The organism is Serratia sp. BNK-12 (assembly GCF_047456085.1).
Lineage (GTDB): Bacteria > Pseudomonadota > Gammaproteobacteria > Enterobacterales > Enterobacteriaceae > Serratia > Serratia liquefaciens.
Genome location: NZ_CP179896.1, coordinates 4,801,774 through 4,824,406, shown reverse-complemented (window position 1 = coordinate 4,824,406; position 22,633 = coordinate 4,801,774). Strand labels below are relative to the sequence as shown.

Here is a 22,633-nt window from a genome sequence, read left to right as displayed (position 1 = left end):
TGAAGGGGGATGGAATGCCCCCATTTCAAATCCCACAAGCCGGTATTCACAATCCGGTGACAACCCTAAATCTGATAGAGACCTTCTTACAGGAGAGCGTTCAATGAGTATTCGTCCATTGCATGACCGCGTTATCGTCAAGCGCAAAGAAGTTGAATCAAAATCTGCTGGCGGCATCGTCCTGACTGGCTCTGCAGCGGGTAAATCTACTCGTGGCGAAGTTGTCGCGGTGGGTAAAGGGCGTGTTCTGGAAAGCGGCAACATCCAGCCGCTGGATGTGAAAGTTGGCGATATCGTGATTTTCAACGACGGTTACGGCGTGAAAGCAGAGAAGATCGACAATGAAGAAGTGTTGATCATGTCCGAAAGCGACATTCTGGCAATTGTTGAAGCGTAAGTGCGCTTTATCTTCTGAACTGAACGAGTTGAAGGGAAATACCAATGGCAGCTAAAGACGTAAAATTCGGCAATGACGCTCGCGTGAAAATGCTCCGCGGCGTGAATGTTCTCGCTGATGCAGTAAAAGTGACCCTGGGCCCGAAAGGCCGTAACGTAGTGCTGGATAAGTCCTTCGGCGCTCCTACCATCACTAAAGATGGCGTATCTGTTGCTCGTGAAATCGAACTGGAAGACAAGTTTGAAAACATGGGCGCGCAAATGGTGAAAGAAGTTGCCTCTAAAGCGAACGACGCTGCGGGCGACGGTACCACCACTGCAACCGTACTGGCTCAATCCATCATCACCGAAGGCCTGAAAGCTGTGGCTGCCGGCATGAACCCAATGGATCTGAAGCGCGGTATCGACAAAGCGGTTATCGCCGCTGTTGAAGAGCTTAAAAAACTGTCCGTACCTTGCTCTGACTCCAAAGCTATCGCTCAGGTAGGCACCATCTCTGCAAACTCCGACGAAACCGTGGGTAAACTGATTGCAGAAGCGATGGAGAAAGTGGGCAAAGAAGGCGTTATCACCGTTGAAGAAGGCACTGGCCTGCAAGACGAGCTGGACGTTGTTGAAGGTATGCAGTTCGACCGCGGTTACCTGTCTCCATACTTCATCAACAAGCCAGAAACCGGTTCTATCGAACTGGAAAGCCCGTTCATCCTGCTGGCTGACAAGAAAATCTCCAACATCCGTGAAATGCTGCCAGTACTGGAAGCCGTAGCGAAAGCCGGCAAACCACTGCTGATCATTGCTGAAGATGTTGAAGGCGAAGCGCTGGCTACTCTGGTGGTTAACACCATGCGCGGCATCGTGAAAGTGGCTGCGGTTAAAGCACCTGGTTTCGGCGACCGTCGTAAAGCTATGCTGCAGGATATCGCTACCCTGACTGCCGGTACCGTTATCTCTGAAGAGATTGGTCTGGAGCTGGAAAAAGCGACCCTGGAAGACCTGGGCCAGGCTAAGCGCGTTGTGATCAACAAAGACACCACCATCATCATCGATGGCGTGGGCGACGAAGCGACTATCCAAGGCCGCGTTACCCAGATCCGTCAGCAGATCGAAGAAGCGACCTCTGACTACGATCGTGAAAAACTGCAGGAGCGTGTCGCTAAACTGGCTGGCGGCGTTGCCGTTATCAAAGTGGGCGCAGCAACTGAAGTTGAAATGAAAGAGAAGAAAGCCCGCGTTGAAGATGCCCTGCACGCGACCCGTGCTGCGGTTGAAGAAGGCGTGGTTGCCGGCGGTGGTGTTGCACTGATCCGCGTAGCAAGCAAAATTGCTAACCTGAAAGGCGACAACGAAGACCAGAACGTCGGTATCAAGGTTGCTCTGCGCGCGATGGAATCTCCACTGCGTCAGATCGTAATCAACGCCGGTGAAGAAGCTTCCGTGATTGCCAACAACGTGAAAGCAGGCGAAGGCAGCTACGGCTACAACGCTTACACTGAAGAATACGGCGACATGATCGCGATGGGTATCCTGGATCCAACCAAAGTAACCCGTTCTGCTCTGCAGTACGCGGCTTCTGTGGCTGGCCTGATGATCACCACCGAGTGCATGGTGACCGACCTGCCAAAAAGCGACGCACCTGATTTAGGTGGCGCTGGCGGTATGGGTGGCATGGGCGGCATGGGCGGCATGATGTAATCATCCCCCACGTTCGCGTGTGCAAAAGCCCTGGCCAATTGGTCGGGGCTTTTTTTTGCGTGCTTTGTCTCACTGCTTTTGATGATATTTATGCAGACCGGGCTGATTTAGCTGGTAAACTGATCTTTCATCAGCTGTCGCTCAAGACGTTGGCCAGCACCAGTGGCAACGGATGCTTAAGAGATAGCAACGCTTTCTGATAAGCTTTTGCGAAACTCTCAATATAGATGGGGAACAAGATGCGGATTAAAGCCTTACTGGGTCTTTCGGCAGCCTTGCTGCTGGCAGGTTGCAGCAGCACCAATGAACTTTCCGCCGCAGGTCAGCAGGTTAAATTTACCGATACCAAACCGGCGGCAGAATGCCAGCTGGTGGGCGAAGTGACTGGCACCCAGAGCAACTGGTTGTCCGGTAACGGTGGTGAAGGCAGCTCCATGCGCGGCGCGGCAAACGATCTGCGCAACAAGGCAGCGGCAATGGGCGGCAACGTGATTTATGGTGCTACCAGCCCAAGCCAGAACCTGCTTTCAAGCTTTGCCCCGCTGGACAGCAAAATGGCCGGCCAGGTTTATAAGTGCCCGTAACGCAAGATTAATGCGTACGTCATAGCATAAAAAAGAGGCATGCCCAGGCATGCCTCTTTTGTTTTTGTCATTCCGTCGGTCAGTCAATCTTGCATCAGGCGCAGGTCGAGCGGCGTTTTGCTTGGCTTGCCGCCGACTTCACGGGTCAGACGCGGCACCATATATCCGGAAACCTTGCTCAGCAGCGCCTGCATAATGGCGCGCGCTTCGTCGTCACTGACCATAAAGTGCGCCGCGCCCTGTACCTTATCCAGCACGTGGATGTAATAGGGCAGGATACCTGCGTCAAACAGCGCATTGCTCAGCGCCGCCAACGTGTCGGCGTTGTCGTTGATGCCGCGCAGCAACACACTTTGGTTCAGCAAGGTGACGCCGGCCAGACGCAGTTGCGCCATGGCTCCCTGCAGTTCACGGTCAATCTCATTGGCATGATTGATGTGCGTGACCATCAGTACCTGCAGGCGTGAGGCCGACAGCCTGCGGCACAGTTCTGGCGTGATACGTGCCGGGATCACCACTGGCAAACGGGTGTGGATGCGCAGGCGTTTTACGTGCTCAATGGCTTCCAGTTCCCCGATCAGCCAGTCCAGCTCGTGATCTTTGGCCATCAGCGGATCGCCACCGGAGAAAATAATCTCATCCAGTTCCGGGTGTTGGCGGATATAATCCAACGCCTGACGCCAGTTGGCTTTATTGCCCTGGTTGTCCTGATACGGAAAATGGCGACGGAAGCAGTAGCGGCAGTTAACCGCACAGCCGCCTTTAACCAACAGCAAAGCACGATTACGGTATTTGTGCAGCAGGCCTGGCACCACGCTACGCTGTTCGTCCAGCGGATCGGTCGTGAAGCCGGGTGCATTGATGAATTCTTCGCTGGCGGTCAGAACCTGACGCAATAGCGGATCATTGGCGTCGCCGGGACGCATGCGTGCGGCGAAGGCGCGGGGTACGCGCAATGCAAACAGCCGACGGGCTTCACGGCCCTGCGGCAGGTCCGGATGCATATTCAGTGACAAAAGCTGCAGTAATTCATCGGGATCGGTAATAACATCGGCGAGTTGATGCAACCAATCTTCTCTATATGCCGTACTTTGGGTTATAATGTGTGCCATTTTTTTGGCTAAGCTACCAGTTTAAATATTCAGAGGGCCATCATGGCGACTTATTCTAGCAACGATTTCCGTCCGGGTCTTAAAATCATGTTCGAGGGCGAACCTTACGCTATCGAATCCAGTGAGTTCGTTAAACCGGGCAAAGGCCAGGCATTTGCGCGCGTTAAAATGCGTCGTCTGCTGACCGGCACTCGCGTTGAGAAAACCTTCAAATCTACCGACTCTTGCGAAGGCGCGGACGTGGTAGATACCAACATGAACTACCTGTACAACGACGGTGAGTTCTACCACTTCATGCACCCTGAGACTTTCGAGCAACACGGTGTTGAAGAAAAAACCGTTTCTGATGCGGCAAAATGGCTGCAAGACAACGCAGAATGTATCGTTACCCTGTGGGACGGTCGTCCAATCGCGGTTCAGCCCCCGAACTTTATCGAAGCAGAAATCACTGACACCGATCCAGGTCTGAAAGGTGATACTGCCGGTACCGGCGGCAAGCCTGCCACCCTGAGCACTGGCGCCGTGGTTAAGGTTCCATTGTTCGTACAGATTGGTGAAGTTGTTCGCGTTGACACCCGCTCTGGCGAATACGTTTCACGCGTAAAATAAGTTTCAAAAGAAAGGAGCCCTGCGCGGCTCCTTTGTTTTACCTTCCGTATCTCGTTGGCAGAATCTACATAATGAAAAAAACTCTGTTAGCCGTTGTCTCCCTACTGTTACTGATGTCCCTTAGCGGCTGTAATACTTTCCGTGGTTTCGGTGAGGACGTTCAGCACCTCGGCGGCGCTATTTCGCGTACTGCCAGCTAATAACCATTAAAGCCTCTAATGTAATCGTGCGAAATAAAACCATTTTAAACAGCAACTCTCGCTAATATTTACTACGCTTAGAAAGCCGTACTTTTTCATCACTGACAAATAAGGACTTTCCTATGCTGAAGAAAAGTATTATCGCGATTTTCTCTTTGATGATCTTGACCTCATTGACCGCATGCAACACCACTCAGGGCGTGGGCGAGGACATCCAGGCTGGCGGCAAGGCTATCCAGCGTAGCGCGGAATAACTCCCTTTACTGACTTGCGGTATTCCGCGAAAAGCTGCCCAAAGGCATCGTTGTGGGATACCGCTTCCCCTGTTGACCTATCTCCTGCCGAAAGCTTTGTACTGTTATCCTCCCCGGCAGTGGGTATAATCCCCTGGCATATCACAACGCTAAATGGGACGACCCGTTTACGCATCTGCATTCGGGGACGACCCCACCGTTATGGAGCCTGTTTCATGGCTTGGATTATTCTGCTTATTGCCGGTTTGTTGGAAGTCGTATGGGCTGTTGGCCTGAAATACACCCATGGTTTTACTCGTTTGACCCCCAGCATTATTACTGTTGCCGCCATGGTGGTCAGCATGCTGCTGTTGGCACATGCGATGAAAACGCTGCCCGCCGGCACGGCTTATGCCGTTTGGACAGGCATTGGTGCGGTAGGCGCGGCAATTATGGGGATGGTGTTACTTGGTGAATCAACCAATATCGCGCGCATCCTCAGCCTGTGCCTGATTGTTGTCGGCATACTTGGGTTGAAGTTCAGCAGTCACTGATGCTGCGTTTGTTTCACCCAGATTAGCTTATCCGTATCAAAGCCGTTGTTTTTCGCGGTTTGCACTAATCTGTCGCGCGTGGCGGCGTCCAGCGTCGGCGTGCGCGACAGTATCCACAAATACCCTCGGTTTGGGCCGCAAACCAGCGCGTAGCGATAATCTGCATCCAACTCAATCACGTTATACCCACCGTAGAAAGGCCCAAAAAAGGACACCTTGAGTGCGGCTACCTGTGGTGAGCCGGTAAAATAGGCCTTGCCCGTGCTTTCCTGCCATTGTTGTTTTTGCGTATTAAAACCCCGGTTCACCACTTTGAGGCCGCCGTCTTCGCGTGGGCTGTAGTTGGCGGTGACCTGTTCGAGGCCGCGTTCAAAACGGTGATCAAAACGCGCGATTTCATACCAGGTGCCGAGATAGCGCTGGCTGTCGAAATCATTCACTACTTTGATGTTCTTCGGCGGGGAAACGCTGCAAGCGGCGGAAAGGAAGGCGGGAATGATCGCGCATAGCTTTGACCGAAAACGCATTGGTTACTCCTGTTTACCGGGTTGGAATAAACAGTGTAGCCGAAAGGCAAAGCAGACGGCCAACGGGAGTTGGCCGCCAGAAGTGTTTTACAGCGTCACCACGCCGATAACGGTGACGACGCTGAGGATGGCCGCCAGGCCATAGAAGACCCATTTACCGGCCGGCACGTGGATTTTCAAATCGTGCATCGCATGGTGTATACGGTGCAGACCGCACCACAGCGGCAGGATAATCATCAGCAGCAGGAACAGCCGGCCAATCAGGCTCTGGCAGAAAGCCAACACACGGTCATAGCCCAGCGCATCGCCAGGGAACCACCCCAGTGGCAGCAGAATGCCGACCAGCAGCACGATAGCGGGCGCGATGATCGCGCCCCACATGCCGCCGGCGCCGAATAATCCCCAGAAAACCGGTTCGTCTGAGCGTTTAGGTGCTTGATTTATCATGTTTCCTCCGGATTACAGCAGGGCCACGGCCAGGATGACCACGCTGGCGACCAGCGTTACCGCCCACAGCGCTTTGACGATAGGCCCTGGCCCCATTTTTTCGCTGTTGACCACGATATTGGCGGCTTTCGGTGCCAAATCGAACCAGGTTTTGGTGTGCAGCAACGCCGCCAGCAGGGCGACTACGTTAATCAGCAGCACCAGCGGGTTTTGCAGAAAACCGACGAACCCTGCCCAGCTCTCCGCACCGCCTTTCAGCGCAAAAACGCCGTAGATCAGCACGATGCTGAACCACACGGCCGGCACCGAGGTCCCTTCACGCAGCATATAGAAACGATAGAAGCCGAGCTTTTGCCACCAGGTTGGCGTCATGGTGCGCACATAGGGCTTACGTTGTGTTGTCATTGCGGTTTCTCTCCCTTATTGCGGCTTCAGCATGGCGATCATGAAGTCTTTGGCACTTTCCACCTTGCCCTGCTGGATAGCAGCGGCCGGGTCGACGTGCTTCGGACACACTTCAGAGCAGTAGCCGACAAAGGTACAGCTCCACACGCCGTTTTGGCCGTTGAGTTGCGCCATGCGCTGTTTCTGGCCGTGGTCGCGATTATCCAGGTTGTAGCGGTGCGCCAGGGTGATTGCCGCTGGGCCGATGAACTCTGGGTTCAAACCGAATTGCGGGCAAGCGGCGTAACACAGCCCGCAGTTGATACAGCCGGAGAACTGGTGGTACTTGGCCATCTGCGCCGGTGTTTGCACGTTAGGGCCGTCTTCCGGTTTGCGGTTATTGCCGATGATGTAAGGCTTAATCGCCTCCAGGCTTTCGATAAAGTGGGTCATATCGACTACCAGATCGCGTTCAATCGGGAAGTTACCCAGTGCCTCTACCTTCATGCCGTTGGTGTATTCGCGCAGGAAGGTCTTGCAGGCCAGTTTCGGTACCCGGTTGACCATCATGCCGCACGAGCCGCAGATAGCCATGCGGCATGACCAGCGGTAGGAAAGGTCCGGCGCCAGGTTATCCTTGATGTAACCCAGCGCGTCGAGCAGCGAGGTTTGTTCATCGTAAGGCACCGCGAAGGTCTCGAAATGTGGCTCTGCGTCGCATTCCGGGTTATAGCGCATGACCTCGATTTTCAGGGTGTTCATCTCAGCCATTTGCCTGCTCCTTATCCTTTTTGTCCTGCGCTTCGGCTTCAGCGCCGTACACACGTTTGGCCGGTGGCAGTTTGGTGATCTTCACGTCGCTGTATTCCAGGCGCGGTGCGCCGTTAGGGTTATGGAACGCCAGCGTATGCTTCAGGAAATTCACGTCGTCACGTTCGGTGCAGCCTTCATCCAGACGCTGGTGGGCGCCGCGGGATTCTTTACGGTTAAAGGCGGAGTGCGCCATGCACTCGGCGACGTCCAGGCCGTAGCCCAGCTCGATGGTGTACAGCAGGTCGGTATTGAACACGCTGGAGTTATCGGTGATTTTGACGCGCTTGAAGCGTTCTTTCAGCTCAGCCAGTTTATCGATGGTTTTTTGCATCAGTTCTGGCGTACGGTAGATACCGCAGCCTTCTTCCATCGACAGCCCCATTTCATCGCGGATCTTCGACCAGTTTTCGCTGCCTTCCTGCTTCATCAAATTGCTGAGTCGGGTTTCGACGTCGCGCCCTTGCGCATCAAGGGCACTGCCATTGGCCGGGCCAGATTCCAGCGAGCGACGAGCTGCATGCTCACCGGCCACCCGGCCGAACACCACCAGTTCCGCCAGCGAGTTGGATCCCAGGCGGTTGGCACCGTGCAGACCGACGGAAGAGCATTCGCCGACGGCAAACAGCCCCTTGATGCGGGTTTCGCAGTTTTGATCGGTTTCAATGCCGCCCATGGTGTAATGCGCCGTTGGGCGTACCGGGATGGGGTCTTTTACCGGATCGACGCCGACGTAGGCCTTGGCCAGTTCACAGATGAACGGCAGGCGTTCGAGCAGCTTCTTTTCCCCCAGATGGCGCAGGTCGAGATAGACCACGTCGCCGCGCGGGGTGGCGATGGTGCGACCGGCACGCCATTCGTGCCAGAAGGCCTGCGAAACTTTATCGCGCGGGCCCAGCTCCATGTATTTGTTCTTCGGCTCGCCCAGCGGGGTTTCCGGGCCCATGCCGTAGTCCTGCAAATAACGGTAGCCGTCTTTATTCACCAGAATACCGCCTTCGCCGCGGCAGCCTTCGGTCATCAGGATGCCGGAACCCGGCAGGCCGGTAGGGTGATATTGGACGAACTCCATATCGCGCAGTGGGATGCCGTGATGGAACGCCATGCCCATGCCATCACCGGTGACGATGCCGCCATTGGTGTTGTAGCGGTACACGCGTCCGGCACCGCCGGTGGCCATGATCACCGCATTGGCGCGGATCTGCACGCGGGTGCCTTCCATCATGTTCATTGCGACCAAACCGCGGACCTGACCGTCATCCACCAGAATATCCAGCACAAAGTGCTCGTCGAAACGTTGGATTTGCGGGTATTTGAGCGAGGTCTGGAACAGGGTATGCAGCATGTGGAAGCCGGTCTTGTCGGCGGCGAACCAGGTTCGTTCAATCTTCATGCCGCCGAAGCGACGCACGTTGACCGAACCGTCCGGTTTACGGCTCCACGGGCAGCCCCACTGTTCCAACTGGGTCATTTCCCGCGGGCAGTTGTGGACGAAATGGTCGACCACGTCCTGCTCACACAACCAGTCGCCACCGGCAACGGTGTCGTTGAAATGGTAGTCAAAAGAGTCGTGATCCTGAGTGACGGCGGCGGATCCCCCTTCGGCGGCTACCGTATGGCTGCGCATCGGGTAGACTTTTGAGATGAGCGCGATTTTCAGTTGGGGGTTGGCTTCCGCTGCGGCTATTGCTGCACGTAAACCAGCACCCCCGGCCCCAATAATGGCAAGATCGGCGTTAAAGGTTTGCACTGCATTCCTCCAATATTCTTGTTAAGAACGGCAAATTAAATATCTATGCTTAATATTTATAAATATTCTTCGGGTGCTAACTAACTGAGTTCATTGTCGTTGCATAAAGCTTAAGGATAGATATCTCCCACCAATAATGTGGAATTAACTATACCTAAAGTTAAGTAGAAGAAATTTGATGTGATCGATTGTTTTGCCTTTTAACCGGCGGGCGGAAGGATAATTGCCTGTGGGTTGGATTTAACGTTTATTCAACTTTTATTAACCTTTTTGCCAACTATTTATCAGGTAATGTCGAGGTTAAAGCGGCCGAGCTGTTAAGAATTTGTTTGCATGCCAGGATACGAGTAGACTGCATCCCCTGTTTGATTTCGGAGTAATTACCATGAGCGAAACGGCAAGCTGGCAGCCAAGTGCACCCATCGCCAATTTGTTGAAACGCGCAGCGATCCTGACTGAGATCCGGCGTTTCTTCGCCGATCGTGGCGTGCTGGAAGTTGAGACGCCAACCATGAGCCAGGCGACGGTCACCGATATTCACCTGTTCCCGTTCCAGACGCGTTTTGTCGGGCCCGGTGCGGCGGATGGCATGACGCTGTACATGATGACCAGCCCGGAATACCACATGAAACGTCTGCTGGCGGCGGGCAGCGGGCCGATCTATCAGATGGGGCGCAGTTTCCGCAATGAAGAGGCCGGTCGTCATCACAACCCTGAATTCACCATGCTGGAGTGGTACCGTCCGCACTACGACATGTACCGGCTGATGAACGAGGTGGATGATCTGCTGCAGCAGGTACTGGACTGCGAGAGTGCGGAGACCCTGTCTTATCAGCAGGCTTTCCTGCGCCATCTGGATATCGATCCGCTGTCAGCGGAGAAGGTACAACTGCGTGAAGCGGCGGCCAAACTCGATCTGAGCAACATTGCCGATACCGAAGAGGATCGCGATACGCTGCTGCAATTGTTGTTTACCGTTGGCGTGGAGCCGTACATCGGCCGTGATAAACCGGCGTTTGTTTATCACTTCCCGGCCAGCCAGGCGTCGTTGGCGGAGATCAGCACTGAAGATCACCGCGTGGCGGAGCGTTTCGAAGTCTATTTCAAAGGTATTGAACTGGCGAATGGCTTCCGTGAACTGACCGACAGCCGCGAGCAGCGTCAGCGTTTTGATCAGGATAACCGCAAGCGAGCGGAACGCGGTTTGCCGCAGCACCCGATTGATAACAACCTGCTGGATGCGCTGCAGCACGGTATGCCGGAGTGTTCCGGTGTGGCGCTAGGCGTTGATCGGCTGGTGATGCTGGCGTTGGGCGCTGAAAGCCTGAGTGAAGTGTTGGCCTTCCCGGTCGGGCGCGCATAACCGCTAATTCAGCGCCATTGCGATAAAAAAGGGTTCGGCCATAGCCGAACCCTTTTTGCATGCGGCGGTTACAAACTGCCCGATTCGCGTTTGGTGTTGGGCGCCGGTGTGGAGGCCGGCGTGCGACCGTTGCTGGTCAGGCGGGACAGCGTCTCGCTGCGAACCTGGAATGGTGGGTACGGCAGCGTAATGCCGTGCTCGCGATAGCCGGACAAGATCAACTGATGGATCTCATGGCGCAACGGCATGCGGTGGCCCATCTCGGCGGCGTAAATACGCAGTTCAAAGATCTGGATACCCTGCTGCAGATCGACCAGATAAACCTCCGGTGCCGGATTATCAAGCACCAGCGAACAGCGTTCGGCGGCATTGGTCAGGATCTTGGTCACTTCTTCGCTGTTGGCTTCTGCCGGTGCCGGTACGGTCAGTACCACACGAGTCAGGTTGTCCGACAGCGACCAGTTAATGAACTGCTCGGTGATAAACGCCTTGTTCGGCACGATGATCTCTTTGCGATCCCAGTCCGAAATGGTGGTGGCGCGGGTGTTGATCTTGGTGACGGTACCGGTCAGGTTGCGGATCGTCACGGTATCACCAATGCGGATCGGTTTTTCAAACAGGATGATCAGGCCGGAGATAAAGTTGGAGAAGATCTCCTGCATACCAAAGCCCAACCCCACGCTGAGCGCGGTCACTACCCACTGCAGTTTCGACCATTCGATACCGATCCAGGAAAAGCTGAGGATGGCGCCGAACAACAACAACAGATACTTGGTAATGGTGGTGATGGCGTAGCCGGTGCCCGGCGACAGATCCAGGTGCTGCAGTACCGCCAGCTCCAGCAGGGCCGGCAGGTTACGCACCAACTGCATGGTAACGATCAGCACCAGGATGGCGATCAATACCGCACCCAAGGTGATTGGATGCGCGGTTTCCACGCCATTGACCGTCGACGTCACGTCCCACAGGGAGATGTTTTCCAGGAAGGCGAAGGCCGAGTGAATTTCTGACCACAGCACGATCACCGACACCAGCGCGATCATCGTCAGGATCGAACGAACCAACCGGAGCGACTGGGCGCTGATGGTATCCAGATCGATTTCTGAATCATCCATGTCCATCGATCCTTCGGTGCTATTGGGCGTATGCGGTGTTTCTTCTTCACCGCGCGCACGCTGAGCCAGAATATCGGCCCGGCGTTGCTTGGCGCGGTCAAAGGCGATACGTCGCCGTTGGATCAGCATCCAGCGGCGAATAATGTGGTAAATCACCAGCAGGAAGAACCAGATGGCCACCGACGTTTCCAACCGCGCCAACAGTGCCTGAGAGGTGGTCAGATAGCCGACGGCGGAGGCCAGCGCCGCCAGCAGCGGCGCGGACAGCAATAGCCCCCACAGCGCGGTGTTGACCATGTTGTCGCCGGAGCCTTTTTTATCCAGATACAGCGGGATGCCGGCGCGTTTCAGGCTATTGGTGACGATGGCCAAAGCCAGACACAGCAGGATAAAGCACAGCCGTCCCAGGGTATTGGCAAACTCGCGTTCTTTCAGGCTGTCGAAGGTGATCAACGCCATGATCAGCGGCACTATCAGCCAGATCGACATTTTGTAATAGCGCATGGCGCGTGAAACCTGCTTCACCGGCCAGCGGAAATGCACGATAAACAACCCCTGTGGGTGGGCGAAGGCGGCGCAAATCATACATACCCACAGGATCGGCAGCGTGGCGGTGACACCCTTGCCGATCGCTTCGGCTACCGGGTAGTTCCAGGCGCTTTGCAGGCCAAAGCCGAGCGCTGCCCAGAGCACCGGCAGCGGCAGTGCCACCAAAATCGACCAGAATACGGTGCGCAGGGTCAGGAAGAATTCGTCCTGGGTCACTTTGCCAACCCGGCTGCTGGCGCGCGTCAGGAAGGCGTGGTAGTGCTTGCGAGAGCTGATGCTGAAAATAACCAGCAGCAGGGCACCGAAGATGGGGATCAGCGTTTCGCGGCTGGTCACCATCATCATGAAGGCCCCACCGAGCTGTGACAGCGTATCCAGCGACAGCAGACGTGTCAGATCGTGCGCGACGTTAATCGGATAGGACAGGGTGATAGGATTGACGTCAGGCACCCAGAACAGATAGCGGTGGGTGGCGTCCTTGATTTCGTTTAACGCCTCGATCAACTGGGTGTTGGCCACTTTCAGCTTGGTCAGCTCGAGGATCTGAGTATCGCACCCGGACAGCAGTGAATTCAGCAGTTCCCTCTGAGTGCGCAACTGGGCGTCGACAATGCGTCTTTCCGCGCTGGTCAGTTCACTGCCGTCGTCACGTTTGAATTCGCGCTGAGACAGTTTTTCCAGTTGGCTTTCAAACTGCAGGCGCTGTACGCGCAGTTGGGCCATATCGCCATCGAGCTGCTGCGGCTTGGGCATTTCCGGCAGCGTGGCGACCTGAGCACGCAGGGTTTCTCCCAGCGCCGATGAGGAGCCGAGCCACTGGGCCTGTTCGATAATGGTGCTTAATGCCTGGCGCACCTGCAGCGTTTGCGCGGCGGCCTGACGTTGTTGGGATGAAATCAGATCCATGCGCTGGGCCTGATTGTTCAGCGCCGCAGACAGTTCACGGTTGATTTGCAACTGCTGACTGATACTTTTCGGCAGATCGCCATTTTGCTCGGCCAACTGCTCGGTTTTTTCCAGTGCCAGTTCGGCTTCGCGCTGTCGCTGGGCATTGAGGTTATTGCGCAGCGCCTGCAGTTGAACGTCAATCTTCTCGTGGCGCTTTTTGTAGACTTCGGCGCGCATCCGCGCCAGTTCCTGGCGGTTGTTGGCCGACAGCTGTGCCAGTTCGAGCTCATCGACTTTGGCTTTGCGTGCAGCGGCTTCCGCCTGCAATAACGCCAGCGCAGCCTGAGCATGCGGAGTGGTCGGGTTGGCGGGTTGGGCCTGCAGGCGACGTTGAACCTCGGTCAATGCACGGCGAGCGTCGGTCTGCTGCTGTGGCAATTGGCCGAGGGAATCGCTGATTTCCCGCGTGCGTTCCTGCTCTTGCTGCAGCAAACGCGCCTGTTCCAGCAGCAGGCTGCTGGTTTGCAGGATTTGCTGTTCCAAATCGCTGGCCGGCAGGTTATCGCCGTTCGGCAGGATTTTGCTGTCTTCCAGCGCTAACTGACGACGCAGTTCCTGCGTCATCTTCGGGAAATCGTCGATCACGCGCTGATATTGCTCAACGCGCGTTAGCGACTCTTTACGCTCCGACAGCCAGTTGAGGGCGCTTTGCAACGCCTCAGTGGTTTCCGCCTGATTAGGCGCGCTCTTGTTGCTCTCGGCCTGCTTCAGCTCCTGTTTGAGCTGTGTTTCGGTGGGCACCGTGGCGGCCAGCACCGGTTGAGCCAGTAAGCAACCGAGCAATAACGTGATAATCAGGCGCACAGCGTCAATTCCTTCAGATCTGCGGTGTTTCAACGGCAGCAGACGCGGCCGGGATTTCTGCGAAGGCTTCGCCCATGCGGATCACGGTGCCGTTGTTCAACTGCGGCGCGAACTGTACGCTGCCTGGGGTAAACAGGTTAATGACCGTCGAACCCAGCTTGAAGCGGCCCATTTCTTCGCCTTTCTCCAGCACGATAGCGCCTTCCGCACCTTCTTCAGGATAGGTCCAGCGTTTGATAATGCCTTCGCGTGGCGGGGTTACCGTGCCGGCCCAGACGGTTTCGATGCTGCCGACGATGGTGGCGCCCACCAGGATCTGCACCATTGGCCCGACAGCGGTATCAAACACGCAGATCACACGCTCATTGCGCGCGAACAGGTTTGGCACGTTGGCCGCGGTCAATGGGTTAACGGAGAACAGGTCACCCGGCACATAAATCATTTCGCGCAGCACGCCGTTGCACGGCATATGTACGCGGTGATAATCCCGCGGAGCCAGGTAGGTGGTGGCGAACAGACCGTTACGGAACGGCTCTGCCAGCACATAGTTGCCGGCCAACAGCGCTTCCAGGCTGTAGTTGTGGCCTTTGGCCTGGAAAATTTGGTCGTCGTGGATCTGGCCGAGCTGGCTGATGGCACCGTCTGCGGGCAGGGCCAGCCAGTTGGCGTCGCTGATGATCGGGCGGGCGCCGTCACGCAGCGGGCGTACAAAGAATTCGTTGAAGCTGGCGTAGGCGCTCAGCTCTGGATGTTGCGACTCTTGCATGTTTACGCGGTAATAACGGGCAAAGCCCTTCAGAACCAATTGGGTCAACCAACCGGCCTGCTTGTCCGCACCCCAGCCCGCCAGGCGGGTCAGAGCCAGCTTCGGTAACCAGTACTGCAATTTAATTTTGATGCTATCCAGCACGTTTAACCTCTTGAATCAGGGTAAAGGGCGCGCATTGTAACGCTGGCTCTGCCACCGTCAACGCCGCCCGGCATTATCAGTCTGCGGCATCGGTGAAGTTCTTGCGAACCTTCACTTGCGCCATGCTTTCCAGAATACGGTGATAGTTGTCGAAACGTTCTTTGGCGATATCGCCTTTTTCCATTGCGGCACGGATAGCACAGCCTGGATCGGTATCGTGGCGGCAATCACGGAACTTGCAACCGCCTAAATAGTTACGGAATTCGACAAAACCTTGGGTGATTTGTTCCGGTTCAAGGTGCCACAGGCCAAACTCACGTACGCCTGGGGAGTCGATCACGTCGCCGCCGTGCTGGAAATGATACAGCCGTGCAGCGGTGGTGGTATGTTGCCCGAGCCCAGAGACATCGGAAACCTGATTTACCAGAATTTGCTCTTTGGAAGCTGGCAGCAGAGCGTTAAGCAGGCTGGACTTGCCGACCCCCGACTGCCCGGCGAAAATACTGATGCGGCCGACCAGCGCCTGTTCGAACGCTTCCATGCCTTCGCGCGTCTGGCTGGAGACTTCCAGCACCCGATAACCAATCTTGCGATAGGTATCCATCATGCCGTCGACCCGTTTGCGCGCTTCGGCATCCAACAGATCGATCTTGTTCAGTACGATCAGCGGCTCAACTTCCAGCGTTTCACAGGCTACAAGGTAGCGGTCGATGATGTTCAGCGAAAGCTCGGGTAATATCGCCGAAACGATAACGATTTGGTTGATATTGGCGGCGATAGGCTTCACGCCGTCGTAGAAATCTGGGCGTGTCAGCACCGAGGTGCGTTCATGCACGGCCTCGACAATGCCTTTGACCCCTTCATGGGTACCGACGCCAGGGCGCCACACTACGCGATCGCCGGTGACCAGCGAACGCAGCGTACGGCGAATATTGCAGCGGTGTTGGGTGCCGTCCGCTGCCTCAACGTCGGCATGCATCCCGAAACGGCTGATGACGATGCCGTCCTGCGGCTCGCCCAGTTGGGAATCATCCAGTTCCGGTTTTTTATCGGTGCGTTTCAGGCGACGTTGATGGTTCGCCTGTACACGGCGTTCTTGACCTTTGGACAGTTTGTTCTTGCTCACTGCGCCTCACTTGAATCCGCTTTATCGCTCATGGCGACCAAAAGGACTATGATACACGCTATTTTATATTAAATAACCGTTGTTAGCCGCCACGCGCAGCGCACCTTGGCCGCTGAACGGCCAGCGCCGGTCGCCGCCTTGCCTACAGTTTGTTTATCTTTTGGCTTTTACGCAGGAAATATCATGACAGGAAACGAAAATAACCTGATTTGGATCGATCTGGAGATGACCGGCTTGGATCCTGAACGCGATCGCATTATCGAGATCGCTACGCTGGTCACCGATGCCAATCTGAACATTCTCGCGGAAGGGCCGGTGATCGCCGTACACCAATCCGATGAACAGCTTGCCCTGATGGATGACTGGAACGTGCGCACCCATACCGGCAGCGGCCTGGTGGAGCGGGTGAAAGCCAGCCAGTTCGACGACCATGCCGCTGAGCTGGCCACCATCGCCTTCCTGCAGCAGTGGGTACCGGCGGGCAAATCGCCGATCTGCGGCAACAGCGTGGGTCAGGACCGCCGTTTCCTATTCCGCTATATGCCCGAACTGGAAGCCTACTTCCATTACCGTTATCTTGACGTCAGTACGCTGAAAGAACTGGCGCGCCGTTGGAAGCCGGAAATCCTCAGTGGCTTCAAGAAGCAGGGCACCCACCAGGCAATGGACGACATTCGCGAGTCGGTAGGTGAACTGGCCTATTACCGCGAGCATTTCATCCAGTTATAACGAATGCCGGGCCTCTTGATCGGGGCCCTACTGCCGAAAGCAGCCAATTCCGCCGCTTAATTAATCAGTTTGGCGCTTTAATCGGCAATCAAACAAAAATCGCGTTTTTTTGCTTTCAGGGGCTTGCGGCAAAAAGGATTTCTCGTATAATGCGCACCCCGTACCGATGAAGAATTTCGTTTAGTTCCGACATCGATACGCCGGGCGGGAATAGCTCAGTTGGTAGAGCACGACCTTGCCAAGGTCGGGGTCGCGAGTTCGAGTCTCGTTTCCCGCTCCAAATTCAACAATGCTGCTGATGTGGCGTGATGAATAAAAAAAGTATCAGGTAGTACCCATGCGACGCGGGAATAGCTCAGTTGGTAGAGCACGACCTTGCCAAGGTCGGGGTCGCGAGTTCGAGTCTCGTTTCCCGCTCCAAAAAATTCAAAGGCCATGTTGTTGTTTGATGGCCGGATGCCCAAAGCATCTCAATGCGGGAATAGCTCAGTTGGTAGAGCACGACCTTGCCAAGGTCGGGGTCGCGAGTTCGAGTCTCGTTTCCCGCTCCAATTTTCTCTTCGTTTTAAACTCAGTCCAACGCCTTTAGCGGCGCGGTTCTTTGTCTCGTTATACATACCCTGTCGAAATGTTGTGAACAGACTTATCCACAGGTAGCGCTCATAATACCCGCAGCTCAAAAAATCAACGCCACACAAATGAAATATTTATCGCATTGATTTGTATGCATATTTATTTATCCGAAAACGTTATACCGATCACTTGCTCTTTTTGTTGCAGTTGAAAGACAAAGCATTTTTATTTTTATGCACAAATCCACAGAGTGACTATCGGGTCTGAATGAAAGATTTCAGGCATCCCTCGGCAATCCTTTTTCCACAGCCCGTACCAATCGTTTTTTCTGCGTTGTCTGCACTTCTATGCCTTGCGCCTCACGCCGCGCCAACTGTTGCTCCAGTGCCCAGTGGATATGTTCGTCCAGCATTGCGTCCTGTGCCAGCCGGGAGCGCAACGCCACCACTGCCGCATCCTGGTAAGGGGCGTTGCCCAGCGCCACGGCGATATTGCGCAGCCAGCGTAAATGGCCGATACGCCGGATGGCGGAGCCTTCGGTGATGCGCAGGAATTTCTCTTCCGTCCAACCAAAGAGTTCGATCAGTTGCGGTGCATGCAGTGCGGCGCGTGGGCTGAAATCGTCTTCGTCGGTAAGTTGCGAGAAGCGGTTCCACGGGCAGATAAGCTGGCAATCATCACAGCCGTAAATACGATTGCCCAATAACGGCCGGAATTCTTCAGGAATGGCGCCTTCCAACTCAATCGTCAGATAGGAGATGCAGCGGCGCGCATCTACGGTGTAGGGGGCGACGATGGCGCCGGTTGGGCAAGTAGTGATACAGGCGACGCAGCGGCCGCACTGTTCCTCCTGGGGCTTATCCACCGGCAGCGGCAGGTCGATCAGCAGTTCGCCAAGAAAGAACCAGGAGCCGGCTTCGCGGTTTAAAATAAGTGAGTGTTTACCAACCCAGCCAATCCCGGCCTTGGAGGCCAGTGCGCGTTCCATCACCGGCGCGGAGTCGACAAAGGGGCGGAAATTAAGTTCGCCGCAGTAAGCCTGGATCTGATCGCCGAGTTTTTTCAGCCGTTGGCGCAGCAGTTTGTGGTAGTCCCGCCCGAGCGCATAGCGGCTGACATAGCCTAATTCTGAGTTGTTGAGGGTGCTGGCGAAGGCCGCTTTGGCCGGCAGGTAGTTCATGCGCACGCTGATCACGCGCAGCGTGCCGGGCAACAGCTCATGTGGCCGGGCGCGCAGCATGCCATGGCGTGCCATCCACTCCATTTCACCGTGGTATTGTTTGTCCAACCAGGCCTGCAGCTTGGGCTCTTCCGCGCTCAGATCGGTGTCGCAGATGCCTACCTGCTGGAATCCTAGCGATTGCCCCCATTGCTTGATATGTTGGGCGAGTTGATTGAGATCGAGGGGGTGAGTCATGACGGGCCACAGTGAAAAACGATACTCTGACAGTTTACCACACTCTGTCTGGTCTGCGGACTGGATCCGGCGAGCAGAAGCAAGCGCCGCCGCCTCGCAGGGCATTTCTCTCTATCAACTGATGCAACGTGCCGGTGAGGCGGCTTACACGCTGGCGTGCGACCAATATCCTGCCGCCCATCACTGGCTGGTGCTGTGCGGTCATGGCAACAATGGCGGTGACGGCTATGTTGTCGCCCGTTTGGCTGCGGCGGCCGGTGTCAAAGTCAGCCTGATTGCCTGCGAAGGCACACGACCACTGCCCCCAGAAGCGGCTGAAGCCAGACAGGCATGGTTGGCTAGCGGCGGCGAGATCCATCCGGTCGACAGCCGCTGGCCGGAAGACGTTGATCTGATCATCGACGGCCTGCTCGGTACTGGGTTAAGCAGTGCGCCACGGTCGCCGTACGATGCCCTGATTGAAGCGGTTAACCGCAGCCGCGCGCCGGTTATCGCACTCGATATCCCCTCGGGCCTGCTGGCTGAAAGCGGTGCCGCGCCTGGAGCCGTCATCCGCGCAACGCATACCATGACTTTCATCGCGCTTAAACCTGGCCTGCTGACCGGCCAGGCTCGTGATTGGGTGGGGCAACTTCACCAGAGTACGCTAGGATTATCGGGGTGGCTGGCAAAGCAACCGACGCAGATTCAGCGGCTTACTGCCGAATCGCTGTCCCAGTGGCTGAAACCGCGTCGTCCCTGCTCACATAAAGGTGAACAGGGGCGTTTGTTAGTGGTGGGGGGCGATCACGGCTTTGGCGGCGCGATACGCATGGCGGCAGAAGCGGCGTTGCGCAGCGGCGCAGGATTGGTGCGAGTACTCACTCATATTGAGCATGTCGGGCCCTTGCTGACCGCCAGACCGGAACTGATGGTGCAACCGCTGAGCGACGAAGGGTTGCAGCAGGCGCTCGACTGGGCGGATGTGCTGGTGATTGGCCCGGGGCTGGGTCAGGACGAATGGGGTAGGAATGCGCTGAAAATATTGCAAGCCAGTGATAAACCGGCGTTATGGGACGCCGATGCGCTGAACTTACTGGCATTAAATCCCGAGAAGCGTCAGAATCGTGTGATTACCCCGCATCCTGGGGAGGCGGCACGTCTGCTGGGGTGCCGTACCGCCGAGATTGAGAGTGACCGCTTACTTGCAGTTCGTAATCTGGTCACGCATTACGGTGGCGTGGCCGTGCTGAAAGGTGCGGGTACGTTGATCGCCGATGATCAAGGCCAGATGGCGATCGCCGACGTCGGCAACGCCGGCATGGCCTCTGGTGGAATGGGCGATGTGCTGTCCGGTATCATCGGCGGTTTGCTGGGGCAAAAGCTCTCACTGTATGATGCAGCCTGCGCCGGTTGCGTGGCGCATGGCGCAGCTGCCGATCGCGTGGCGGCAAGACAAGGAATAAGGGGGATGCTGGCGAGCGATTTATTGCCGGAAATCCCTTATTACGTTAATCCTGAGTTGGCATAAATAGAAACTATCGAATGAAAGAACTCGTTTTACCTCTGCCGGATGAGGCAGCGACTGTCGCATTGGGTACCGCCTTGGCCAAGGCGTGCGATCGCGCCAGCGTAATTTACCTTTACGGTGACCTGGGCGCCGGTAAAACCACCTTCAGCCGTGGTTTTCTGCAGGCATTGGGCCACCAGGGCAACGTTAAAAGCCCAACTTATACGCTGGTGGAGCCTTATGCGCTGCAGCCGCTGGCGGTATACCATTTTGATCTGTATCGCTTGGCCGATCCGGAAGAACTCGAATTTATGGGCATTCGCGATTATTTTGCGCAGGATGCCATTTGCCTGGTGGAATGGCCACAGCAGGGGACCGGCGTCTTGCCGGAACCTGATTTGGAGCTGCATCTCAGCTACCAGGATCAGGGGCGCGAAGCAAAAGTTCAGGCGGTTTCTGCCTACGGCAGCCAGCTTTTAGACCGTATTCACGGGCCACAGGAATGACGCCGCAATGACGTATGCGTTGAGAAAATTACTCGTAATCGCCCTGATCGCCGTATTGGGGCCTTTGGGTGCAGCCAGTGCGTTGGCCGCATCGTCGTTGTCTGATATTAAAGTCACCAATGCCCAGCGCGAAGCCACGGTATCGGTGAGCTTTACCGGTCCGCCGGACTATGCCTTCTTCCCGTTGCACGGCCCGGATCGCGTGGTGTTGGATGTAAACCAGAAAGGCAAGGTGGGCGGTTTACCGTTAAATTTCAGCGGCCAGAACCTGGTGAAAAGCATTCGTTCCAGCGCGCCGAAAGACGCCCAGAGCGTAAGGCTGGTGTTTGATCTGACCCAGCGCGCGAAGACCCGGGTAGCCACACGCCAGAACGGCAGTGTCTATACCGTGGTGTTCACCATCGCCGCCGAGGGCAGCGCAAACACTACAGTACGAAAAGCCCCGACGCCGGCACCGGTGGTCGTGAACCCACCGACGCGTAAAGCCCCGGTGGTGGTGAGTGAGCCTGAACCAGAGCCCGCTCCGGTGCGTAGAGCGCCAAGTGGTTCCAATCCTTTCACCAATAAGCCTACCGTGGTTGCGGGTACCGCATCTGAGGTCACGCCGCGCAGCAGCCGCGTATCCGCCGGTTCCGGCGATCGGGTGGTGGTGGCTATTGATGCCGGTCACGGCGGTCAGGATCCGGGCGCCATTGGCCCGAACGGCCTGAAAGAGAAAAATGTAACTATCGCTATCGCTCGCCGCCTGCAGGCATTGTTGGATGCCGATCCCCAGTTTAAACCGGTGTTGACGCGCAACGGCGACTACTTCATCTCGGTTATGGGCCGCTCTGACGTGGCACGTAAGCAAGGCGCTAACGTGTTGGTCTCGATTCACGCTGACGCCGCGCCAAACCGCAGCGCCAACGGGGCTTCGGTTTGGGTTCTGTCCAACCGCCGCGCCAACAGTGAGATGGCCGGCTGGCTGGAACAACATGAGAAGCAGTCCGAGTTGCTGGGCGGTGCGGGTGATTTGCTGGCCAACAGCCAGGCGGATCCTTACCTGAGCCAGGCGGTGTTGGATCTGCAGTTTGGTCACTCGCAACGCGTGGGCTACGATGTCGCAGTAAAAGTGCTGCAGCAGTTGCAGAGCGTCGGCTCATTGCATAAACGTCGTCCTGAACACGCCAGCCTTGGCGTGCTGCGTTCGCCGGATATCCCATCCTTGTTGGTGGAAACAGGATTTATCAGTAATAGCACGGAGGAGCGGCTGCTCGGCAGTAGCGCATATCAGGAGAAAATTGCCCGGGCGATCCACAACGGCCTGCGCAGTTATTTCCTGGCGCACCCGCTACAAGCCGACCCAAAGGTGGAAAACCGACCGCTGGACGTCGCAGCGGCGGTTAACTCCTCAACACAAGACGTCAGTCAGCCCGCGCCGATCGTCAGTTCGGCCGGCAGCAGCCGCATTAGCGGTAAAACGCAGATCCACGTGGTGAAGCGAGCCGAAACGCTTTCCGGCATTGCCGACAGCTATGGCACCACCATGGCGGCGTTGCGTGATCTCAACAAGCTGAAAAAAGACGGCGTGTGGGTCGGCCAGCGCCTTAAAGTGCCGGCGGGTAAAACCGCCGCGACGGTCAGTACGGTCGCCAAGGCAAAACCCAGTGTGAAGAAGCCGTCCAGGCACAAAGTGACCCGCGGTGATACCTTATCCTCCATCGCTACCCGTTACGGTGTCAGCGTCAGCGACCTGAAACGCGTGAATAAACTGAAGTCGGACGTCGCGCCGCTGGATCGGACGCTGACCATTCCGCAGGCCTAGCG

At 56.1% G+C, this 22,633-nt stretch carries 22 protein-coding genes and 3 tRNA genes; 15 read left to right on the top strand and 10 right to left on the bottom strand.

Features of this window, described 5'->3' with window-relative positions; genetic code table 11:
* Window positions 1-103 precede the first annotated feature (103 nt).
* From ACMGG1_RS22540 to ACMGG1_RS22530, 3 genes are all read left to right on the top strand, one after another.
* Window positions 104-397 carry a co-chaperone GroES gene (locus ACMGG1_RS22540; protein ID WP_004952634.1) on the top strand — a complete coding sequence of 98 codons (294 nt, stop codon included), beginning with the start codon at window positions 104-106 and terminating at the stop codon, window positions 395-397.
* 44 nt (window positions 398-441) lie between these two features.
* Window positions 442-2,088: a chaperonin GroEL gene (gene groL / locus ACMGG1_RS22535; protein WP_020824884.1), complete on the top strand. Its 1,647-nt coding sequence runs from the start codon at window positions 442-444 to the stop codon at window positions 2,086-2,088.
* 239 nt (window positions 2,089-2,327) lie between these two features.
* Complete coding sequence (locus tag ACMGG1_RS22530; RefSeq protein WP_020824885.1) at window positions 2,328-2,672, top strand: DUF4156 domain-containing protein; 345 nt, start codon at window positions 2,328-2,330, stop codon at window positions 2,670-2,672.
* 83 nt (window positions 2,673-2,755) lie between these two features.
* Here ACMGG1_RS22530 and epmB read toward each other — a convergent pair whose 3' ends face one another.
* Complete coding sequence (gene epmB / locus ACMGG1_RS22525; RefSeq protein ID WP_142816086.1) at window positions 2,756-3,784, bottom strand: EF-P beta-lysylation protein EpmB; 1,029 nt, start codon at window positions 3,782-3,784, stop codon at window positions 2,756-2,758.
* A gap of 42 nt (window positions 3,785-3,826) precedes the next feature.
* On the opposite strand from epmB, the gene efp reads away from it, so the two are divergent.
* From efp to sugE, 4 genes are all read left to right on the top strand, one after another.
* The gene (gene efp, locus ACMGG1_RS22520; RefSeq protein ID WP_020824887.1) at window positions 3,827-4,393 is read left to right on the top strand and encodes an elongation factor P; all 567 of its coding nucleotides are present in this window, start codon (window positions 3,827-3,829) and stop codon (window positions 4,391-4,393) included.
* Between the two features lie 71 nt (window positions 4,394-4,464).
* Window positions 4,465-4,593: an entericidin A/B family lipoprotein gene (locus ACMGG1_RS22515; RefSeq protein WP_232103375.1), complete on the top strand. Its 129-nt coding sequence runs from the start codon at window positions 4,465-4,467 to the stop codon at window positions 4,591-4,593.
* A gap of 122 nt (window positions 4,594-4,715) precedes the next feature.
* Window positions 4,716-4,847, top strand: coding sequence for an entericidin A/B family lipoprotein (locus ACMGG1_RS22510; RefSeq protein WP_020824888.1), 132 nt, complete (start codon window positions 4,716-4,718; stop codon window positions 4,845-4,847).
* Between the two features lie 215 nt (window positions 4,848-5,062).
* Complete coding sequence (gene sugE, locus ACMGG1_RS22505; RefSeq protein ID WP_020824889.1) at window positions 5,063-5,380, top strand: quaternary ammonium compound efflux SMR transporter SugE; 318 nt, start codon at window positions 5,063-5,065, stop codon at window positions 5,378-5,380.
* On the opposite strand, the gene blc is transcribed toward sugE, so the two are convergent.
* The 5 genes from blc to frdA form a co-directional block, all read right to left on the bottom strand.
* A complete protein-coding gene (gene blc / locus ACMGG1_RS22500; RefSeq protein ID WP_020824890.1) occupies window positions 5,374-5,907 on the bottom strand; it encodes an outer membrane lipoprotein Blc in 534 nt (177 codons plus the stop codon). The two genes, sugE and blc, sit on opposite strands and share 7 nt — an antisense overlap.
* Before the next feature lie 87 nt (window positions 5,908-5,994).
* Window positions 5,995-6,354, bottom strand: coding sequence for a fumarate reductase subunit FrdD (gene frdD / locus ACMGG1_RS22495; protein WP_020824891.1), 360 nt, complete (start codon window positions 6,352-6,354; stop codon window positions 5,995-5,997).
* A gap of 12 nt (window positions 6,355-6,366) precedes the next feature.
* Entirely contained in the window at window positions 6,367-6,759 is a 393-nt protein-coding gene (gene frdC, locus ACMGG1_RS22490; RefSeq protein ID WP_020824892.1) for a fumarate reductase subunit FrdC, read from the bottom strand.
* Window positions 6,760-6,774: 15 nt separating this feature from the next.
* Window positions 6,775-7,509: a succinate dehydrogenase/fumarate reductase iron-sulfur subunit gene (locus ACMGG1_RS22485; RefSeq protein WP_128865700.1), complete on the bottom strand. Its 735-nt coding sequence runs from the start codon at window positions 7,507-7,509 to the stop codon at window positions 6,775-6,777.
* The gene (gene frdA / locus ACMGG1_RS22480; RefSeq protein ID WP_020824894.1) at window positions 7,502-9,298 is read right to left on the bottom strand and encodes a fumarate reductase (quinol) flavoprotein subunit; all 1,797 of its coding nucleotides are present in this window, start codon (window positions 9,296-9,298) and stop codon (window positions 7,502-7,504) included. Before frdA ends, ACMGG1_RS22485 begins: the two co-directional genes overlap by 8 nt.
* A gap of 385 nt (window positions 9,299-9,683) precedes the next feature.
* On the opposite strand from frdA, the gene epmA reads away from it, so the two are divergent.
* Entirely contained in the window at window positions 9,684-10,661 is a 978-nt protein-coding gene (gene epmA, locus ACMGG1_RS22475) for an elongation factor P--(R)-beta-lysine ligase (protein WP_020824895.1), read from the top strand.
* Window positions 10,662-10,729: 68 nt separating this feature from the next.
* Here epmA and mscM read toward each other — a convergent pair whose 3' ends face one another.
* From mscM to rsgA, 3 genes are all read right to left on the bottom strand, one after another.
* Window positions 10,730-14,077 carry a miniconductance mechanosensitive channel MscM gene (gene mscM / locus ACMGG1_RS22470; RefSeq protein WP_048762797.1) on the bottom strand — a complete coding sequence of 1,116 codons (3,348 nt, stop codon included), beginning with the start codon at window positions 14,075-14,077 and terminating at the stop codon, window positions 10,730-10,732.
* Window positions 14,078-14,090: 13 nt separating this feature from the next.
* On the bottom strand, window positions 14,091-14,987 hold the full coding sequence (gene asd, locus ACMGG1_RS22465) for an archaetidylserine decarboxylase (RefSeq protein WP_414161033.1): 897 nt from the start codon (window positions 14,985-14,987) through the stop codon (window positions 14,091-14,093).
* Between the two features lie 76 nt (window positions 14,988-15,063).
* Entirely contained in the window at window positions 15,064-16,113 is a 1,050-nt protein-coding gene (gene rsgA / locus ACMGG1_RS22460) for a small ribosomal subunit biogenesis GTPase RsgA (protein WP_020824898.1), read from the bottom strand.
* A 183-nt stretch (window positions 16,114-16,296) separates the two neighbouring features.
* Between rsgA and orn the strand changes: the two genes are divergently transcribed.
* The 4 genes from orn to ACMGG1_RS22440 all read left to right on the top strand — a co-directional run bounded on the left by orn (window position 16,297) and on the right by ACMGG1_RS22440 (window position 17,393).
* Complete coding sequence (gene orn, locus ACMGG1_RS22455) at window positions 16,297-16,842, top strand: oligoribonuclease (RefSeq protein ID WP_020824899.1); 546 nt, start codon at window positions 16,297-16,299, stop codon at window positions 16,840-16,842.
* Between the two features lie 204 nt (window positions 16,843-17,046).
* Window positions 17,047-17,122 (top strand) — tRNA-Gly (locus tag ACMGG1_RS22450).
* Between the two features lie 64 nt (window positions 17,123-17,186).
* Window positions 17,187-17,262 (top strand) — tRNA-Gly (locus ACMGG1_RS22445).
* Window positions 17,263-17,317: 55 nt separating this feature from the next.
* Window positions 17,318-17,393: transfer RNA gene (locus ACMGG1_RS22440), tRNA-Gly, on the top strand.
* Window positions 17,394-17,692: 299 nt separating this feature from the next.
* Here ACMGG1_RS22440 and queG read toward each other — a convergent pair.
* On the bottom strand, window positions 17,693-18,832 hold the full coding sequence (gene queG / locus ACMGG1_RS22435) for a tRNA epoxyqueuosine(34) reductase QueG (protein WP_414161032.1): 1,140 nt from the start codon (window positions 18,830-18,832) through the stop codon (window positions 17,693-17,695).
* Here queG and nnr point away from each other — a divergent pair.
* From nnr to amiB, 3 genes are read left to right on the top strand one after another with little or no spacing between them, the layout of a single operon-like run.
* Window positions 18,831-20,342 carry a bifunctional ADP-dependent NAD(P)H-hydrate dehydratase/NAD(P)H-hydrate epimerase gene (gene nnr, locus ACMGG1_RS22430; protein ID WP_142816083.1) on the top strand — a complete coding sequence of 504 codons (1,512 nt, stop codon included), beginning with the start codon at window positions 18,831-18,833 and terminating at the stop codon, window positions 20,340-20,342. The two genes, queG and nnr, sit on opposite strands and share 2 nt — an antisense overlap.
* Window positions 20,343-20,356: 14 nt before the next feature.
* On the top strand, window positions 20,357-20,827 hold the full coding sequence (gene tsaE / locus ACMGG1_RS22425) for a tRNA (adenosine(37)-N6)-threonylcarbamoyltransferase complex ATPase subunit type 1 TsaE (protein WP_142816082.1): 471 nt from the start codon (window positions 20,357-20,359) through the stop codon (window positions 20,825-20,827).
* A 7-nt stretch (window positions 20,828-20,834) separates the two neighbouring features.
* Window positions 20,835-22,631 carry an N-acetylmuramoyl-L-alanine amidase AmiB gene (gene amiB, locus ACMGG1_RS22420; protein WP_020824903.1) on the top strand — a complete coding sequence of 599 codons (1,797 nt, stop codon included), beginning with the start codon at window positions 20,835-20,837 and terminating at the stop codon, window positions 22,629-22,631.
* The last annotated feature ends 2 nt before the right edge of the window (window positions 22,632-22,633 follow it).

Excerpts from the sequence above, each read along its gene's own strand:
- ACMGG1_RS22540 (WP_004952634.1), top strand. The coding sequence starts at position 104 with ATGAGTATTCGTCCATTGCATGACCGCGTTATCGTCAAGCGCAAAGAA.
- groL (WP_020824884.1), top strand. The coding sequence starts at position 442 with ATGGCAGCTAAAGACGTAAAATTCGGCAATGACGCTCGCGTGAAAATG.
- ACMGG1_RS22530 (WP_020824885.1), top strand. The coding sequence starts at position 2,328 with ATGCGGATTAAAGCCTTACTGGGTCTTTCGGCAGCCTTGCTGCTGGCA.
- epmB (WP_142816086.1), bottom strand. The coding sequence starts at position 3,784 with ATGGCACACATTATAACCCAAAGTACGGCATATAGAGAAGATTGGTTG.
- efp (WP_020824887.1), top strand. The coding sequence starts at position 3,827 with ATGGCGACTTATTCTAGCAACGATTTCCGTCCGGGTCTTAAAATCATG.
- ACMGG1_RS22515 (WP_232103375.1), top strand. The coding sequence starts at position 4,465 with ATGAAAAAAACTCTGTTAGCCGTTGTCTCCCTACTGTTACTGATGTCC.
- ACMGG1_RS22510 (WP_020824888.1), top strand. The coding sequence starts at position 4,716 with ATGCTGAAGAAAAGTATTATCGCGATTTTCTCTTTGATGATCTTGACC.
- sugE (WP_020824889.1), top strand. The coding sequence starts at position 5,063 with ATGGCTTGGATTATTCTGCTTATTGCCGGTTTGTTGGAAGTCGTATGG.
- blc (WP_020824890.1), bottom strand. The coding sequence starts at position 5,907 with ATGCGTTTTCGGTCAAAGCTATGCGCGATCATTCCCGCCTTCCTTTCC.
- frdD (WP_020824891.1), bottom strand. The coding sequence starts at position 6,354 with ATGATAAATCAAGCACCTAAACGCTCAGACGAACCGGTTTTCTGGGGA.
- frdC (WP_020824892.1), bottom strand. The coding sequence starts at position 6,759 with ATGACAACACAACGTAAGCCCTATGTGCGCACCATGACGCCAACCTGG.
- ACMGG1_RS22485 (WP_128865700.1), bottom strand. The coding sequence starts at position 7,509 with ATGGCTGAGATGAACACCCTGAAAATCGAGGTCATGCGCTATAACCCG.
- epmA (WP_020824895.1), top strand. The coding sequence starts at position 9,684 with ATGAGCGAAACGGCAAGCTGGCAGCCAAGTGCACCCATCGCCAATTTG.
- orn (WP_020824899.1), top strand. The coding sequence starts at position 16,297 with ATGACAGGAAACGAAAATAACCTGATTTGGATCGATCTGGAGATGACC.
- nnr (WP_142816083.1), top strand. The coding sequence starts at position 18,831 with ATGACGGGCCACAGTGAAAAACGATACTCTGACAGTTTACCACACTCT.
- queG (WP_414161032.1), bottom strand. The coding sequence starts at position 18,832 with ATGACTCACCCCCTCGATCTCAATCAACTCGCCCAACATATCAAGCAA.
- tsaE (WP_142816082.1), top strand. The coding sequence starts at position 20,357 with ATGAAAGAACTCGTTTTACCTCTGCCGGATGAGGCAGCGACTGTCGCA.
- amiB (WP_020824903.1), top strand. The coding sequence starts at position 20,835 with ATGACGTATGCGTTGAGAAAATTACTCGTAATCGCCCTGATCGCCGTA.